This window comes from Sinorhizobium sp. 8-89 (assembly GCF_030124325.1).
Lineage (GTDB): Bacteria > Pseudomonadota > Alphaproteobacteria > Rhizobiales > Rhizobiaceae > Sinorhizobium.
In genome coordinates this window covers 14387-31443 of sequence record NZ_JASKLR010000006.1, presented here as the reverse complement: position 1 = coordinate 31443, position 17057 = coordinate 14387, and the positions used below count along the sequence as shown (strand labels likewise).

The window sequence follows — 17057 nt, the reverse complement described above, 5'->3', positions numbered from 1 at the left end:
CTCCGTGATGGTCCGTCTCTTACCTGGAGACACTGACGTTGGGCTTGTTCAAGGAAGGGAAGGGCAGCCGGGCAAAGATGATGATGAGCACCGCCGAATTGGACCTGTGTGTTTCAGTCCCTCTCTTTTCCGTATCGGCGACGGCCGACGAGCTGGTCACCACGCAATCATTGCAACCGACAAACTTCCTCGGATGAGCGGAAAGCACGTTCAAATGACGGAACGGGGAGGGCCGACGGCGGGCGGAGAGTCGAGTCCGGCTATGGATTGCTCAGGATCGGGGCATAGGTGACCGTTGGGTGCCAGGCGAAGAGCGATCAGGCCGTGAGCTGGAACTACGGCGCTGCACCAACCGCACGTAGTGACACAGCAAACCTTCTGGGGATGGACGCTCTTGTGGCCCGTATGGTCTGAATTTTGGTGCGCTTCGGAGTGTTCAATCCGCGCGACGTGACCATCGCATGTTGCAGCAGCGGACGCGACCGTTGGCGCGGCGAGGAACATAATTGCGACCAAAATGGCCAGCAATTCTCTCGCGCATCTTCCAGCGGTCTGGCTTACGGCGATCATGTTCTCGCTCAAACCTTTCATTACATATTGAAGCACAGTGCCGCACTGTTGCAAGCGCTGCGTTGACCTTGGTCAATACAATGACGCTTGCGGCTAGAGACCGCGGTGCGTCGAGGGGATCGCGTTGGAGACAATTATCCCGGTGAATGTAAGCGTGAAGGAAAAGGCTGCTCTAGCGCTCTCGATCGCGGCTTCTGTCACGGTGATCTCTGTTGCGTCAGCGCAATCCGTCTCTCCCCATGTTGCCCGGAGGCAGCAGGACATGAAGGCGATGGCAGACGCGGCCAAGAGCATCAACGCGATGTTCAAGGGCACGTCGCCCTATTATTCGAAGCTGTTCAAGGCAGCCGCCGAAACCATTCGGTCCCAGTCCGGAACTGCTCTGTCGGCGTTGTTCGAGGGGTCGGTCAACGCGACCGGGTCGAAAGCGAGCTCGAACATCGAAACGGAACGCCAGCAGTTCGACAAATTGGCTCTCGATCTCGGTGCCTACGCAGCCGTCTTGTCCGTTGCAGCAGATCGAAACCCGGATGCGCTTGGCCCCGGAATGCGCAAGCAGCACGGCGTAGTAGGCGACCGCGTTGCGGAAGCAGGTGAACTCCGGCATCTGCACGTGATCGGTAGCCGGGCGGTAATAGGCCTGCGAGCCGCCGTGGCGGATGTCGATACCAAGGGCCGCGCAGAAGCGTTCGGCGCGCTCGATCCGCTCGGCCTCGGGCAGCGCTGGCATCTCCGGCGGTCTATAGCCGTCGACCTGAGAGCAATTGAAGACCGTGTAGCCGCGGGCGAACAGACGCCGGGTGGGCTCGTCGTGATCCTCGTCGCCGTGTTGGGCGTCCACCGCGTCACGATCGGTGGCAACCGGTTGAAATTATTGGTACAGCATTCTCACAATTAAATGCCGAGCGACATACCTGATCATGTCGACATCCTTCGGTCCGGCTCCGGATCCTTCGCGTATCTCGCGCTACTATGATGATCCGATCAAGGTCGGCGTCTGGTTCACATTGTTCTGGGCGATCTTCGGCATGTTCATTGGCGTCTGGGCCGCCGCCCAGCACACGACCGGGGTGATTTTCGGATTTGGCGGCAACGCCCTGATCGCCACGTCGTTCCATGTCATCCAACGGACCTCGCGGGCGCGGCTGGCGGATCAGGTGAGCCCTAGGTCGACGCGCACCTCAGCCACGCCGTCTGGTCAAGGTCCTGCGCGAGCGTCCGCTCTGCAGCCATCTACGGGCAGTGCCGGCGCTATCGGCAAGCGCCCGCTTCCGGTCGAGATTTCGCCTCCATCATCGTCGTGGATGGGTGGGGAACGGAAGCTCGGACGCCCCGCGGCTAAGGTCTGGTTGGCGCAAGGAAACCGACATTGATGCTAGATGTCGAGACCGACCGGTCCAACTTCATCGTGGAAACAGTCGGGCTGTCGCCGAGGCCGTCGGGCCTCCGCCTATTTCTTTTTCGTGACTGCGATATTGGTGTGCGGAGTCGTCCTCTGCGGAGCGTGGCATTGCCTTTCGGTGCCGCTTGGCACGGCTCCTCTCGCCGTGAATTCCGTGCTCTCGTTCCACAACGGTCCGAGCCCTGCGAGCGCTGCACCGACGCTCCATATCCCTTGATCGTCTTGATTGGTGGACGCGCCGTACCCGCCCACCCGGCGCTGGATGGACCGGATGGGGGGAGGGAGGTCCGCTCGCGAACGGCCTGAGCTTTCGTTGATGAACCGGGTGTGGCGCGCCGTCCTGAATAGCGAGGATCGGATCGTTAGCGAAGAGGTGACCTTCCTTCGCACGACGGCGCGGACTGCAAACGAACCGGTATTGAGCAGGTCATAAGTGAGTTCGGCCCGGCGCACCCGAAGCGCGATCGCCGCCGAGATCAGCCGATCCGACCAAACCGCGCGTGCGCGCCTGAAGGGGAGATCAAATCGACTTCAAGGTCAGCGCGCCGATCGCAGACGACGCGGATAGCCGGCATGTCCATCAAGCTGAAGGCCGTCGAAAAGGCGTCCGCCATTGTCGCCGTCGGGGCCACGACGCTCACCCGCCGATGTAGCCTTGGCGCTCCTCCGCTGTGCGGGTCGAGGATGTGACCGAAGCGGCCGGAGTCTCCGAAATGGAAGCCGTCGGGACTCGACGTCGCGACCGCATTGTTGACGAGGCTCAGAATGCTGTCCGGAGTGTCGGCATCCTCGCTCGTGGCGAGACCGACCCGCCACGGTCGGCCGTCGTGCTGAGCCCCGATCGCGCGCGTTTCGCCCATGCTCACGAGACTGTTTGCAACGCTGGCGTCCTTGAGCAGATCGACGATGCGATCGGTGATATAGCCCTGCGCTATGCCGTTTAGGGTCAATGCCATTTCCGGACGCGTGAAGACGACGCGGTCGCGATTGAACTTGAGCTTGTCGAGGCCGACGCGGGCCAGCGCGCGCCTCTTCTCGTCCTCGGATGGCCCCATGGGATCGGCGCCAGCCGCCGAAAAATGCCGGGCATAGAGCGTCCAGAGGGGCTGGATCGTGGGGTCGAATGCGCCCTTCGTCGCTTGCCAGACGGTTTGGCTTGCTTCAAGCACATTTATCAGATCCGCTGGCGGTGCAGCCAACTCGCCGGTCCGGTTCAACTCGGAAAGGACAGAATCGATGCGGTAAAGACTGAACACTCTTTCGAGCCGCGCGACTTCAGCGACAACGCGGTCGATCAGGCGCTCGGCTTCGCTCCGGTCCTCAAGGTTCAGGATCAATGTCGCCGGCGCCCCCAGCGCACCGCCCTTCCAGATCACCGGGGGTGCGGCAGCTTCGACCCGGCTGCCAAGGCCCAGTAGGGGGAGTCCCGCGGCAGCAGCCATGATGCAAATCGCCCGGCGGCGGGAAATTGTGCTAGCCATGCGTGTCTCCTCTGCCGTCGCTTTCCTGTTGGAGGTCCGCTCCCTGCGGAGCCGTACCGGTGCCCAGCACGTATTCCTTCGGCACCTCCGCAAAATCCGTCACCCGGCCGCCGTTCTTAGCAGCGAAATCGCGCGCGTCCGCCTCGCTGGAAAACGGTACCGCTTCCTCCGCGCCCATGCCGCCTTTGACGGTGCTGCCGATCACGTAGAATGCCTTGCGTGCGTCGATCCAGTTCTCGGCGCCCGGCTCCTCCCAGCTCGGCGCCGCGGCCATGTCCGACACGTAGATGGCGGCGATATCCTTCGGCTCCTCCGGCAACATGGTGAAGGCGATGGTGTCGCGCGCCGACGAGAACCAGATGGGTTCCGGGATATTCTCCAGAATTACCTGGCCCTTGGGTCCCGGATGCTCGAGGACATTCATGCCGCAATAGCGACCCATCGCATCGGCCGTCAGTGAGTAGGGGGCCGGCATGTTCGCCTGCTCCTCGTTTTCACAGCCGGCGAGGAGAAGTGTTGCGGCCACTACTGCCGTGACGATTGCCAGTTTCATAGTTCCCTCCTCGAGAAGATCAATGTGGCGACGCCGAGCGGCGTTAGCGTCCAGAGCGCAAGGGCGGCGACCAGGACCGGCGGGGAGAGGCCGGCGTGGTCGGCGATTCCGCCCATGGCTGAAAGGGCACTGGCACCTCGCGAGCCGAGATTGAGCAGACGGTAAACGTCGGTGGGGTTGGCGAGCAGCAGCAGGTCGAGCAGCCCGGTCGGGATTGCCCGCCCCTGAGCCGCAACGAGCGCGCCAAGCAGGGCCATGTCGTAGATAAGGACGAAGAACAGCCAAATCCCGATCGCAATGCCGCCGGCGGTGGTCCGCTCGCTGGCAACCGCGCTCGTCAGGTAGCCGATAGCGGCGAATACGGCGCCGAGCAGAACCGACGAGGCTATCATCGACGCGAACGCCTGCCAGCTTCCAGATCCGATTTCGTTCCCCGCCGCGATGATGGCCGCAGCCGCCGCGCCATAGCCGAAGAGCGTTGCGAAGGCGAGTATCGCCAAGTGCCCAAGGAACTTTCCGAACACCACCTCGCTGCGCCCGATCGGATAGCTGAGGAGAAGCAGCATGGTTCCACGCTCCATCTCGCCGACAATGGCGTCATGGGAAAGGAGGAGCGCGATCAGGGGCACGAGGAAAATCGTGAGGCTCGAGAGGCTGACGATGACGACATCGAGCTTGTTGACGCCGACGTTGCCCGTCGGGGCGCTGCCGAGGAACGACAGCGTCAAGGCAAGCCCGGCCAGCAGCAACGTCGTTGCCAGCACCCATCTGTTGCGCGTGCCCTCTTGGATCTCCTTGCCGGCGATGGTCAGCACATTCCTCATTTCGTCACCTGGGTCCTAAGAAAATGGGCGTAGAGGTCATCGAGCGTCGGTTCCGTGATCGTCAAACCGGAGATCAGCGCCGCGTCTGCCGTGATGTCATGCAGCAATGGGACTTTCCGGTCCGGCAGGACTTCCGCGGCAAGGACTCCATCCTCGTTTCGGCACCATTTCATCCCACCGTTGGCCCATCGCGGAGCTACGTCCATCTGCGAAAGCTTGACGCTGATCCGGGTCGGCAGTCGAGCAATGCGACGCAAATCGTCAAGGGTGCCGTCGGCAATCGCCACCCCGTTGTTGATGATGATCACGCGATCCGTGCGTCCTTCGAGCTCCGTCAGCGCATGTGACGAGAGCAACACCGTGGTGCCCTTGCCGCGCAACTCCGTGATCAAGTCATAAAAACTTCTCCGCAACGCAGGGTCGAGGCCGCTCGTCGGTTCGTCCAGCAGCAAGATCCGCGGTGTGCCGAGCAGGGCCTGCGCCAGGCCGAGACGCTGGCGCATGCCCTTGGAATAGGTCCGAACGGGCCGGTCGACAGCTTCCGGTGCGAGCCCTACGCGCTCGAAAAGTTCCTCGGCGGCGGCGATGTCGACACGCTTCAGTCTCGCGTAGAAACGCAAGGTCTCGCGTCCCGAAAGCGCCATGTTGAAGGAGACGCTTTCCGGCAGGTAGCCGAGCCTTTGTCGAGCGACAAAGTCGCCGGTTGCGGGGTTCTCTCCCAGAACCCGGACCAGGCCGTCGGTCGGGCGGATTAGGCCGAGCATGAGCTTGATGAGCGTGGTCTTGCCGGCGCCGTTGTGACCGACGAGCGCGATCGTTTCCCCGGCATGGAGGCCGAACGAGACGTCCCCCACCACGGTGGCATTTCCGTACCGCTTGCTGACGCCTGCCATCTTTACGGTCTCGTTCATTGCGCGGCCTTCCACTCTGCGGCTGGAACCATCAGCGGATGGCTGTCGACTACGCCGCCCGGCACAAGCGCAGGAAATTGCGCCTGGGCCCAACGGATGACCTGCACTGCGGGGCTGCTCGTCAGAAGCTTTGCCTGCGGCGAGGTCCACAGGACCCTGTCGATGAGGTCGTTCGGCCGGTAGGGGCTGTCGCCGATCCCGTCGCCGTCGAGGTCGAAGGCCGGGTTATCGCTCCAGTAGTTCCCCCGGCCGTCCGCCGACCAGTCGAGATGCCGCGTCCCGACATACTTCACCTGGTTGCGATTGTTTATGAAGGAGTTGTCGCTCATGCGGTTGCCTTCAGAACCGGCCGTGAAATGGATGCCAACCGCGCAGCCCCGGAAAAGATTGTCTGCGAAGCGGTTCCTGTTGGCGTTGTAGATGAAGACGCACTTCTCCGGCCCCAGACGGCGGTCCTCGCCTGCCGTCTGGCTCTCATCGTCGGCCTTCGGAACGCCATGTTCGGAGGATCGCACCCCCCGCCAGCGGTCGGCCGGCTGAAGGCGGCCGACGACGATGTTGCCGGTGATCTCGGAGCTATTCGCATAATTCAGCAGAAGACCGTGATCGCGATCCCCGTCTGAGCGGTTGCCCCTTATTTTGAGGCGATTTGAATACATGATCGCATAGCCGACCGCGTTGCCCGTCGAGACATTGTCGCTGATCTCGCTGTCGTTGGTGTACATGTAATGGACTGCAAAACGTAGGTCACGAAAGCGATTGCCGTTGAAGACGTTCCGCTTGCTCGCCTTGCTGAAGATTCCGTCCCGCCCGTAGCTGATGTCATTGTCGATGACCTGCGCGCCCGGCGCATTCCAGACCGATACGCCGTCTCCCGCCTCGCTGATCCTGCCCTCGCGCAAGCCGATGATCCTGTTGCCTTGCGCCGAAGAGTCTTCTGCCCCGTGCAGATAGATGCCGACGAGATTGCCAATGATCGCGTTTTTCTCCACGCGCGCTCCGGTTGCCGTTTGTGCCACGAAGATGCCGGAGTCCATTCCATAGAGGTCCTTGCCTGACCCTCTGACCTCCAGCCCGCGGACGATCGACCGCGGCGCCTTTACAGTTATCACGCTGCCTTTGCCGTTGCCCATGACGACGGCTCCGGGTTCTCCTTCGAGCGTCAGCGTCTTGTTGATTGTGACCGGTCCCTGATGTTCGCGTCCTTCCAGAACGATCAGGTCGCCGGGCTGGGCTCGGTCGAGCACAGGCTGGAGCGGCAATCCGTCGGCAGCCCTTCGGATCGTCGCCGCCCATGTGGGGCAGGCGAGGATGGCGACGGCCAGCGCCGCCATCCCGAAAGTCGGTAAGTTCGGATGGGCCATCAGGCTCCCTGCGCCTCCACCAGCATGCGGCCCTTCATTTCCATGTGCATCGCATGGCAGAACCACGTGCAGTAATACCAGTAGACGCCCGGCTTGCTGGCCTTGAAGGTGACGGAAGCGGTCGCCTGCGGTCCAATCTCCATGTTGATGCCGTAGTTGACAATGCAGAACCCGTGCGTAAGGTCCTCGACCTCGTCGATATTCGTCACATAGACGGTGACCTCGTCGCCCTGCTTGACGGTGAAGTCCTCGAGCCCGAAGGCCGGGGCGGCGGATGTCATGTAAACGCGGACCTTATTGCCGTCTCGGATGACTTCCGAATCGACCATCAGGTCGATGTTGTCAGCCTTCGCCTGGGCGACCGCGTCGGCGAAGAACGGATCGTTCCTATCCCAGACGTGGACAGGATTGATCTTGGAGGCATGCACGATCGTCGCGTCATGGGGTTCGGCAAAGGTCGGGTTGTCGTGCACGAGTACCATCTCGTCGCCCGAAATATCAATCAACTGGTCGTTTTCCGGCTTCAGAGGACCGACGTTCAGATAACGGTCCTTTGAGAACTTGTTCAGCGAGATCAGCCATTTGCCGTCCGCTTCCTTGGTTTGCCCCATGGAGGTGTGGTTATGGCCGGGCTGATAGTGGACATCGAGCTTGTGGCGAATGGGATCGACCTTCTCGCCCGCATAGGCCCTCTTGGCGTCCTCGATGTTCCATTTGCAGACCTGGCTGTCGATGAACAGCGTCGTGTAGGCGTTGCCCTTGCCGTCGTAGGCGGTGTGCAGCGGCCCGAGGCCCAGTTCCGGTTCGGCAACGACGGTGTCGCGCGGCTTGATCTTGTCGTCGAACAGATCGTCGAACTTGCGCACGTCGAAGACGGTCACCGTCGGCGAAAGTTTGCCGTTCGCGACGACGTGAATGCCGTCGGGCGCCGTGTTGATGCCGTGCGGACTGTTCGGCACGGGCACGTAGCGCGTGTAGGGCGAGCCCTTGCGGCCGTCGAGCACCGGCACGCCGCCGATTTCCTTGTAGTCGCCCTTGGCGACCGCCTCCTCGATCCGCTTCAGGTTAAAGATGACGATCCAGTCCTGCTCGCTCGCCATCATATCCGCCAAGGTAAAGCCCTCTTCGGAATTGTAGCAGGTGGCGAAGCAGTACTTGCCCTGGTAGTCGGCATCGACGTTGTCGAGGTTGCCGTCGACCATGACCTGCCAGGCGACCTTCATCGTTTCGCCATCCACGGCGGTGAATATCGCCTGGTAGGAGTTCTTGTCACCCATGGTCTTGCCGTCATTCGGGACCGGCACGGCGTCCTCGCCATTGCAGAAGACGTATCCGGTTTTCGGATATTTCTGAACCCGAAGGCCGTGAACAGTGTGCTGGTTGGGAAGCTGAATGATCTTGTCGCACTTCATGACGTCGAGCCGAATGCGGCAGACGCGGGAGTTGGACTTGTCGTTGGCGAAGAGATAGCGGCCGTCATAGGTGCCGTCGGTAAACGACGGGTGCGGATGGTGGAGGTCGCCATTCGTGTAGACGCCGCCCCGGTCCTTCAGGAACTCGACTGTTTCCGGCAGCAGGCCTTCGGTAAGGATCTTGCGGCTCTCGTTCGTCTGACCCCAACCGGTGGCGCTGCAGCGGTTGAAGACGGGAATCCGCATCATCTCGCGCATCGACGGCGCACCGACGACGCGGACCTCGCCGGACTGACCCGACGAGAAGAAGACGTAGTATTCGTCGAGTTCGCCCGGCTTGACCTCGTAGCTTCCGCCGGACGACTCCTGCGCCTTGGCCGGGGTTGCCGTGCCGCCCGACAGCGTCAGGGCACCGCCCGCGCCCACGGCGCCGGCGGCCGCCACGAAGGCGGTCGTTCCGAGCATCTGTCGTCTGTTAAGACGCATCTTGGTTTCTTCGTTTGACATTGTGCCTCTCCTTGGTGTTGGCGTCAGACGGGATTTTCGGGCGCTGGCTCAGGTTTCCGGATAGGGACGCCCTTGTGGGTCACGGCGGTCTTCGCCGGCACTTCCCCCCGCGAGACCGGGGTGGAAAGCGCCATGAACTTCTCGCGCTTCAGCCGCACCTGGATCATGTGTGGACAGCGCTGATCGTCGTGATAAAGCTCCTGGCAATGCATGCAGTAGATGCATTCGTTGACATTGATGCCGCCCTCCGGGTGGATCGATTGCACCGGGCACTCCTTGGCGCAGCGCTGGCAGGGCGAGCCGCATTCCGGCCAACGTTTGAGCCACTCGAACATACGGATCCGGCCGGGTATGGCGAGCGCGGCACCCAACGGACACATGTAGCGGCAATAGAAGCGTTCGATGAACAGGCCGGCAGCGAGCACGGTGAGCGCAAAGAGGACGAAAGGCCATTCCCGCGCGAATTTCAGGATGATGGCCGTCTTGAACGGCTCCACTTCCGAGAACATTTCGGCGAGCGCCAGCGAGTAGAACGACAACCCGAACAGGCCGAGAAAGATGATGTACTTGATTGGCCAGAGCCGTTCATGCAACCCCCAGGGCACCCGGACCTGCGGCACCTTCAGCCACTGCGCCACATTGTTGGTCAGTTCCTGCAGCGCGCCGAACGGACATAGCCAGCCGCAGAATGGGCCGCGTCCCCAGAACAGCAGCGCGGCGGCGATGCTTCCCCACAGAAGGAACACCAGCGGCGCGGACAGGAAGAACTCCCAGTGGAAGCCCGTGACCAGAGCGTTGAAGAAGGTCAGGACGTTGACGACGGAGAGCTGGGCGTTGGCGTACCAGCCAAGCCACACGAGCGTGAAGAGCAGATAGCCGCGCCTCACCCAGGCAAACAGTGCCGGCCGCTTCACGAGCCAGTCCTGGAAGAAGAAGATCAGAGTCAGGACAAGTACGGCCGCGATCGTGACGGCCACCGTCACGCGGTTCATGTCCCACATCTTGATCCAGAGCGGCTGTCCCTCGTTGAGCGGCTCGGCGGGAGTTGCTTGGTCGGCAACGCTGGGTTCGACCTTGGGTGAAGGCGAGGGCGCCGCCACGACGGTCACGTAGTCGTCGGGGAGGGTGTAGCCCAAATTGTACGGCAGCACGGCCTTGTCGCGCGCGCCGGCGCTGCGCTGGACAAGCAACTGCAGCTCCCAGGGCGCGGTCACGTCGAAACCGAATTCGGCCGGAACCACGAACAGGGCAATTTCGCGGAGGCGCGGCGCGCCAGGTGCTGCGAGCGCCGGCAGCCTTGTATGATACCGGTCGCGGAAGCGCAGCCCCTGGCCGTCCTGAAGCAGTTCGATGCGATCGAAGATGCCGCCGCGGACGTAGCCGGAACCCTTGAATGAGTAGGCCCCGTCTCCTGCGACGACGATCGCCTCTTCGCCTGATTTCAGTTTGGCGCGCATCTGCTCGTAACGGGCATCGCCCAGCAGCGACCTTCCGATCGCCGGCACGCTCACAGGAGCGATGTAGAGATCTATGAACCGGTCGCCGGGACCGTGCGTCTCGGGCCGGCCGGCAGCGCCTGATTGTCCAGCCTGCCGGAATGCCTCCGACACCTCGCCGACCGTCAGCCGCAGGCTTCTCACGGATCCATTGCCGATCAGGGTCTCCCAGTCGCTCGTGTCCGTCTTGTCAGGGTCGACCTTCCGGAACTGGTTGGAGGACCCGGTCTGCGCCGCGGCGTCCGCGCCGAGCCTGTTGCTGCGGATCAGCTTGACGGCGGAGCGAACGATGCTGTCGCCCATGACGAGGACTGTGACGGTCGCTCCGCTGACGATGTCGACTTGCGGTGGCCGGTCTGTCCCCGCCGAGACGCGTCCGAGGTCCTTGCCGATCAGCGCGTTGACCGAGGCGACAACCTTGGCCTCCGGAATGCCGATGAGGACGATCGGTTCCTTGTGGTCGACCAGTTTCAGTCCGCGCACGACGCCCGTGGGATCGATTCCAACGACGATATGGATGGGCTTGCCCGAATAGCCGACGGAGCTCGTGACGTCGGAATTGAGATAGGCGTAGCCCAGCAGGCTGTCGCCGCGGAAGACTGGCGCGATCGGCGGATCGCCGGTCACCTCGCCGAAACGGGTGGCACCCGGAAATATCTCCTCCGGCTGCACCTTTTGCAGATAGGTGGACAGTTGCCCCGCGGCCATGCTGGGAAAGGCGAGCAACATCGCTAGAAAGAGAACGACGACCCTGCGGAGAAGGCGTTGCACTTGCATTTTATCGGTCGCTGCCTGGTACATCGAGGGTCCTGGGCCATGAGTGGCCACTGCATCGCAGCCATTTCACACAGCTGGAAATAATTCTTTGCGCCAAATCAACTTGATTAAACTCAACTAGGGTCAATCTGTTTGAGGCCAGAGAACCAGACCCACAAAGCGCAACTTGCGCGTGCCAACCGGGAGAAACAGGTCATGCCTGAAAGTGGAAGCGAGCCATGGGTGATGGCCTCGATGAGCGAGCTGCTGTCGTTCGCCCGAGCGATGGAGCAGGAGGCCGTGGATGGTTATGTCGCCCTGGCGGCCCGCATGCGGGCCGAGGGCCGTCCCGACCTCACAGCCGTGTTCGAGCGTCTGATCGCGGAAGAAAAGGGGCATCTCGGAAAGGTGAACCAATGGCTTGGCGACCAGGCGCCGGAACCCGTCAGTCTCGCTGAACCTCTCTTCGATGACGAGGGGGCGGGGGTTGTCGCTTCTGAGCTGCTGACGTCGTACCGCGCCTTTTCCATGGCGGTCCGCAACGAGGAGCGAGCCTTTGTCTTCTGGACCTACGCGGCGGCGCACGCGCCTTCCGACGAAATCAGGCAGGCTGCCGAGCGCCTTGCAAGGGAGGAACTGGGCCACGTCGCCACACTGCGTCGCGAACGCCGTCGGGCGTTTCACGAAATGCGCCGTGGGGAATCCAGTTCCGTCAGAGGCGACCTTCCGGTGCTCGAGAGGCGGCTCTCGGATTTGCTAGGATCTCATCCTGCATCGGCACCTGGCGAGCCCTCGGGCCGGTTGCCCGGCTTGGCGAACGAGGCGCTCGAGCGGGCTGCTGCTCTGTCAGAAGATCCTCCTGGCGAAACGCCTCTCCTGGATCACGTTCCGGAGAACGTGCCGGGACGGCTGGTACCTCTCTGCGAGTTTCTGCTCGACTGCTATCTCGACCTCGCGGAGCGCGAAAGCACAGAAGCGGCAAGGGAGCGGATGCAGACGTTTGCCAGCGACATGATCCGATGCCTATACGCAGCGCGGGAACTATAGCGGCCACCGGCTAGAGGTCACCGTGCGTAGCACGGGTTTCGTGTGCTCAAGCGGGAACCTAACCCCGCGTTCTGCGCTGGAGGATGTTAGCTCAACAAACGCTGTATTTGCCTTATGTCAAAGATTGATGCTGCCGGCAGGGCTAAGCGATGTCGCGACATCAGGATGCAAGGTGTCTCATAACCAGGAGAGTTTTTATGCGTTCTACTACCAAGTTCCTCATCGGCGCGGCACTCTTGAGCGTCATGGGTGCACCCGCTTTTGCCGTCGACCACGAAGTCAAGATGCTCAACAAAGGAGCGGACGGGGTGATGGTGTTCGAACCGTCTTTGGTCAAAGCCTCACCCGGCGACACGGTGACGTTTGTACCCGTCGACAAGGGCCACAACGCCGAATCGGTGAAGGACATGATCCCTGCCGGTGCCGAGGCCTTCAAGGGGAAGATCAACGAGACGCTCAAGGTGACGCTGACGGAGCAGGGGATCTACGTCGTCAAATGCACACCTCATTACAGCATGGGCATGGTTGCCGTCGTTGTTGTCGGCGAGGCGCCGGCCAATGTCGAGCAGGTGAAGGCCGCGAAGTATCCGAAGAAGGCCGGTGAGAGGGTCGCGGCCGCACTCGGCAAGCTTTGAATTCGCAAGTAGCGGACGTTGCCCTCTGGGGCGCAACGTACATGGGTGATCGCCTCGTCGGCGGCGGGGGCAGTTCCTAGCCGAGTCTTGCCTTGGGCGCCCAAGCCGCTTGCGATCACGACGTTGCGCGCCTGCAGTACATCGTGCGGCGTCTCAACCAGAAAGAGCCCGTTATCTCTGGACAGTTCCGTGACCAGAGCGTCGGTTATCCCCGGCAACCGATGCCGCTCGGCATGCTCTCGAGATACGAGACGAACTGATGCTGCAGCAACGAGCGGGTGTTCGGTGAGTTCAGACGGAAAGAACCCCAGCGCTGGGTGCGCCATGTCTCCCCGATGCGGCTGCGTTCAAGCACCTGATGAGCGCGCCCTTGCTGCTTGAGAAAATAGCTGACTCCAAGCCCCGGCCGAGCCTGCGCCTATGGCAATGGCGTCGAGAATTCCCGTCATGATTTTCCCCCTCTCAAAAAGCCGGATTGTGAGGCGCGACGCGGTTGGCTAGGGATGAACGTTTGACACACGGCCTAGCTGCCTTTGGTGTCGAAAGCCCCTCAGACCTTTTGAAACTCGATCCAATGGATCGCTTCTTCGCCCGTCACAGGGTCGATCCCGGTGCGTCGCTGATCACTAACCTGTCACCGCTGATCGAATACGGCCGAACGAGTTCGGCCAGGCGCCAAAGAGGATTCCAGCTTGCATCGACGTACTGGGTGACCCTGCCGTCTTCGACGGTTTAGGAGCCGCATTAGGCCAGCATGGGATCGAAAAGTGCAGCCTTCTCGCCATCCGTCAGCTTGACTCCTTTTGGTACAGGCGGCCCGCCGCTGACCACCCGTGCCATCATGCGGCCGTCTGCTTGATAGGAGAGAAATCCCACCGGCTCCGGGCCTATGGCGTCGGCCCCTCGCACTTCGTATTCTTCACGCGGAAGTCTGGGTGTTCGCAACGATGTCGCGTTGAAATGAAACGCTTCGCTGCATCCGCCGCCTGCTTCTCCGTCGTGGTCAGGCGGCTTTCGATTAAGGACAAATCACCGCTGTGCGACGGCGAGTCCGCAGGGTTCGAGGCGTTCAGCTTACGCTCGGATGCGGACAGGTCACTTCCTTCCTGAGCCCACGAGGGCCGGCATCGGGACTCGATAGATACAGTCGGCGGAGCGAAACTGCATCATGCCGTTTGCAACCGCAGCGGAGATGGTGCTGCGCACCTTCTTGGTTTGGGCCAGCAGCAGGCCACGGGCGCGCACGCCACCTTCGAGGATTGCCGTTATCATTCCGGACGGATCGCCCATTTCCCAGGTCTGATCCACGCCCGCGACGGTCACGTCCGCAAACCCGGAATCTTCAAATGCTGCCCTCAATTTTTCGGGCTCACTGAACTGAAAGAAATCAGGCCCGTGGGGCAGGGGCACGTCAAGATTGCCGTGTTTCTTGATTGCGCCGAAGAGCAGGCCAAAGCCATTGGTCGGTTCTGGCGCCTGCCAAACGCTTGCGGCGAGATAACCTCCAGGCTTCAGTACGCGGTGCATCTCCGCAAGTGCCGTCTGGGGATCTGGAACGTGGATTATGCCATAACCACAAACGATGGCATCAAAGCTTTCGGCGTCAAATGGCAACGCTTGAGCATCACCTTCCTGAAACTCGGCGTCGGGCACGTTGCGCCGGGCGGATTCTATGGCTTTGCCAGAGAAGTCGAGTCCGACGACTTGCGCTCCCCGCTCGACCGCTGCTCGGGCGAGCATTCCTGGGCCGGTGCAGACGTCGAGCACGCGCATTCCCTTGGCAACGCGTGCGGCGGCCAAGAGAGCCGGCACGGTTTGCCGGGTAAGGCGCGCAAAGTGCCGGTCGTATCCTCTGCTGGCAGTTTCCCACCCGTCGTGCTCGAATTTACGGAAGGCTGCCGGATCGCGAGAACTCTCCATGTATACTCCCGCAAGCAGAGTGGAAAAGATCTATGTCGTAATACTAACTTAGCTTCATGGCATTTCTTGGCGGAGTGAACGCTTTCTCCGCTTCTGCGTCAGGTCTTCGCCTGTGATGACGCAATCAATAGCCACTTTCGCCGTAGGATGCAGCCGTTCTTGATTGACTCCCGCGGAGGTCCGCAACGGGTCGGAGAGAGCCGTTCCTCCACAGGGGCCTGTGCACGGCTTGTTGCGAGGATGTTCACGATCTGGGCTAAAAAGATCGCACAATGCATCGATTGGGACTGTGTGCCGGACTCCTCCATTGCCACGCGTATTCAGAATGGCAATGGCAGCGCAGCTTACCGCCGCATCCAGGCTTCAAAACTCAAGAGTGCGATTGTGGCCTATAGCCGCGCGCTCGCTTCTGGCGAACTAGGAAAAGGAAGCGACTTATCGCTTGACGGTCATCCTCAAACGATGGATCCGCTCCTGGCCGCGAGTGCCGATACGGCCCCGCTCGTTGTTGCGCTCAGCGTCTGGCTGGAGCGCCGGGCCGGGCATCGACGGGCGCAGCCAATCGGCGGCGACCAAGAAGGAGTCCCGCTCCACTGCCGTTTTCCACTCCGCCTCTGGCGGAGCGAAGCAAGCGGAGGCCTGAACGCGCTTTCCATTGCGCCGAAGAGAGGGCTGGACCTGTGGTAAACGGGAGTGGGGCGGCTGCCGCTTCGTAATCTCTTCGCGCGACGGCGGGTATTTCAAGCACACCGGGACATGGTGCGGCGCCGTTGCATTGGCCCCGCTTGCGCCGCTCTACCTCCTCCGCATCCATGCGGGATTGCACCCGTCGGTGCAGGACGGGGCGGTCTCAGGCTCCTTTGCATTGCAGCCCCCGGTTTCTCGCGCTTCTGCCGGACGGCACCTTGCCTGTGCGGTCATGGAAATGTCACGCATGCGTCGGGGAGATGTATAGGCGGCGGCTGTCATCTCAACCGCCCCACCTGGTCGATGATAGAAGGCGCGGGCTTCCGGATCGACCGAATTTACATGCGAGGACCGAAGCCAATGACTTTCATGTACGAAGGCAGCGCACGGCTAAGAATGATGCGTTCGACAACGCCACGCAGCAGCCGGCGACGTCCCACGCAGTTGCACGTCCACTCCGAGGCGGTCGTTGCTCACGCTCAGTCAGCGTTGCAAATTCCATAAGCTGAGATGAAGGCGGCATAGAATTCATTCGCAAGGAATCGGGGCGGCGAGCAGCACTATTGCGCCGCCATGCCGCTCGCTGCTGGCGGGGTTTCGTCGGCCCCGGCTTTGACAAGCCCTTCGCGGATGTGCTGGGTCTCGGATTCCTGGGCATAGTGCAAGGTGGCGAGGAAAGACTCGATGCCGAAATCAGGAGCGAGCGCTCGGACCTTCTTCATATGCGCAGAAGCAGCGATTTCATCGCCGAGCCAGCCGTAGCAGGCGGCGACGAAAGCGTGCTGGACGTGGTCCATCGCCGAAAGATGCATGAATGCCTCGATCGCTTCGGCGTACTGCCGCGCCGCGAAATGAGCCTTTCCGAGATGGCTCCAGAACCGTTCCGGGTGATGGGGGTTGAGCCGCATTGCCTTGCGGATCCATTCGACCCCTTCCTCCGGGCGACCGAGCCACGTCAGCAGCTCGCCCTGCTGGACCACCACTAGGTCGTAATTGGGGTTGAGCGATAGGGCGCGCTCCTGATGATAGCGTGCCGTCGTCAGCTCGTTGTTGTTCACGTTTACGGCGGCGAGAATGCGGTGCACGTCGGCGTCATTGTCGTCGAGCGCCAGCGCCCGTTCAAGCTCGGCAACGATTTCGGCCCAGATCGCGTCCTTGTCCTCGCACCAGCCGTACACCCATGCCTGCCCGAGGATGCAGGCCCGCCAGGCATGGGCATGCGCGTAGCCGGGGTCGAGCGCGATTGCCCTGTCTATCAAGGCCTGCGCCTGCTTGTTGTCCGCGACGGTGGTGCGATGGTGCAGCACCTTGGCGGTGAGGGCGCACTCGTAGGCGGCCATGTTCGTCGGCGTCGTTCGGGCGAGCTGGTCTCGCTGGGCCGCTTCAAGCCGCCCTGGAAGAGTGGCTGAGATCGCCGCCGTCACCTCGTCCTGAATGGCGAAAATGTCGTCAAGTCTTCGGTCGTATTTATCGGCCCAGACGTGGGTATCGT

At 61.8% G+C, this 17057-nt stretch carries 11 protein-coding genes and 6 pseudogenes; 6 read left to right on the top strand and 11 right to left on the bottom strand.

Going from position 1 to position 17057, the window contains the following annotated elements; translation table 11 throughout:
- The first annotated feature begins 38 nt into the window (after window positions 1-38).
- The gene (locus tag QN219_RS14045) at window positions 39-197 is read left to right on the top strand and encodes a hypothetical protein (protein ID WP_284000331.1); all 159 of its coding nucleotides are present in this window, start codon (window positions 39-41) and stop codon (window positions 195-197) included.
- 515 nt (window positions 198-712) lie between these two features.
- A pseudogene (locus tag QN219_RS34150) lies at window positions 713-1108 on the top strand (cytochrome c); the annotation flags it as partial.
- Window positions 1109-1183: 75 nt separating this feature from the next.
- Here QN219_RS34150 and QN219_RS14035 read toward each other — a convergent pair.
- A pseudogene (locus tag QN219_RS14035) lies at window positions 1184-1300 on the bottom strand (hypothetical protein); the annotation flags it as partial.
- Window positions 1301-1454: 154 nt separating this feature from the next.
- On the opposite strand from QN219_RS14035, the pseudogene QN219_RS14030 reads away from it, so the two are divergent.
- A pseudogene (locus QN219_RS14030) lies at window positions 1455-1736 on the top strand (cytochrome-c oxidase, cbb3-type subunit I); the annotation flags it as partial.
- 712 nt (window positions 1737-2448) lie between these two features.
- On the opposite strand, the gene QN219_RS14025 reads toward QN219_RS14030, so the two are convergent.
- From QN219_RS14025 to QN219_RS13995, 7 genes are read right to left on the bottom strand one after another with little or no spacing between them, the layout of a single operon-like run.
- Complete coding sequence (locus QN219_RS14025) at window positions 2449-3453, bottom strand: FAD:protein FMN transferase (protein ID WP_284000330.1); 1005 nt, start codon at window positions 3451-3453, stop codon at window positions 2449-2451.
- A complete protein-coding gene (locus QN219_RS14020) occupies window positions 3446-4006 on the bottom strand; it encodes a nitrous oxide reductase accessory protein NosL (protein ID WP_284000329.1) in 561 nt (186 codons plus the stop codon). Before QN219_RS14020 ends, QN219_RS14025 begins: the two co-directional genes overlap by 8 nt.
- Window positions 4003-4830 carry an ABC transporter permease gene (locus tag QN219_RS14015; protein WP_284000328.1) on the bottom strand — a complete coding sequence of 276 codons (828 nt, stop codon included), beginning with the start codon at window positions 4828-4830 and terminating at the stop codon, window positions 4003-4005. The genes QN219_RS14020 and QN219_RS14015 overlap by 4 nt, the downstream gene beginning before the upstream one ends.
- Entirely contained in the window at window positions 4827-5741 is a 915-nt protein-coding gene (locus QN219_RS14010; protein WP_284000326.1) for an ABC transporter ATP-binding protein, read from the bottom strand. The genes QN219_RS14015 and QN219_RS14010 overlap by 4 nt, the downstream gene beginning before the upstream one ends.
- Entirely contained in the window at window positions 5738-7105 is a 1368-nt protein-coding gene (locus tag QN219_RS14005) for a nitrous oxide reductase family maturation protein NosD (RefSeq protein WP_284000325.1), read from the bottom strand. Before QN219_RS14005 ends, QN219_RS14010 begins: the two co-directional genes overlap by 4 nt.
- Window positions 7105-9024: a TAT-dependent nitrous-oxide reductase gene (nosZ, locus tag QN219_RS14000; protein WP_284000324.1), complete on the bottom strand. Its 1920-nt coding sequence runs from the start codon at window positions 9022-9024 to the stop codon at window positions 7105-7107. The genes QN219_RS14005 and nosZ overlap by 1 nt, the downstream gene beginning before the upstream one ends.
- A 23-nt stretch (window positions 9025-9047) precedes the next feature.
- Window positions 9048-11321 (bottom strand): regulatory protein NosR, encoded by a 2274-nt coding sequence (locus QN219_RS13995; protein WP_284000323.1) that lies wholly within the window; start codon window positions 11319-11321, stop codon window positions 9048-9050.
- Window positions 11322-11492: 171 nt separating this feature from the next.
- Between QN219_RS13995 and QN219_RS13990 the strand changes: the two genes are divergently transcribed.
- Together QN219_RS13990 and QN219_RS13985 are read left to right on the top strand one after the other, a co-directional pair.
- Window positions 11493-12323, top strand: coding sequence for a ferritin family protein (locus QN219_RS13990; RefSeq protein WP_284000322.1), 831 nt, complete (start codon window positions 11493-11495; stop codon window positions 12321-12323).
- A gap of 197 nt (window positions 12324-12520) precedes the next feature.
- Window positions 12521-12958, top strand: a complete 438-nt coding sequence (locus QN219_RS13985; protein WP_284000321.1) for a pseudoazurin — start codon at window positions 12521-12523, stop codon at window positions 12956-12958.
- 1095 nt (window positions 12959-14053) lie between these two features.
- Here the strand turns inward: QN219_RS13985 and QN219_RS13975 are convergent.
- Window positions 14054-14878, bottom strand: coding sequence for a methyltransferase domain-containing protein (locus QN219_RS13975; RefSeq protein ID WP_284000320.1), 825 nt, complete (start codon window positions 14876-14878; stop codon window positions 14054-14056).
- Between the two features lie 370 nt (window positions 14879-15248).
- A pseudogene (locus QN219_RS13970) lies at window positions 15249-15376 on the bottom strand (WGR domain-containing protein); the annotation flags it as partial.
- Between the two features lie 447 nt (window positions 15377-15823).
- On the opposite strand from QN219_RS13970, the pseudogene QN219_RS13965 reads away from it, so the two are divergent.
- Window positions 15824-15955: pseudogene (locus QN219_RS13965) on the top strand (SAM-dependent methyltransferase); the annotation flags it as partial.
- Window positions 15956-16125: 170 nt separating this feature from the next.
- Here the strand turns inward: QN219_RS13965 and QN219_RS13960 are convergent.
- A pseudogene (locus QN219_RS13960) lies at window positions 16126-17057 on the bottom strand (adenylate/guanylate cyclase domain-containing protein); the annotation flags it as partial.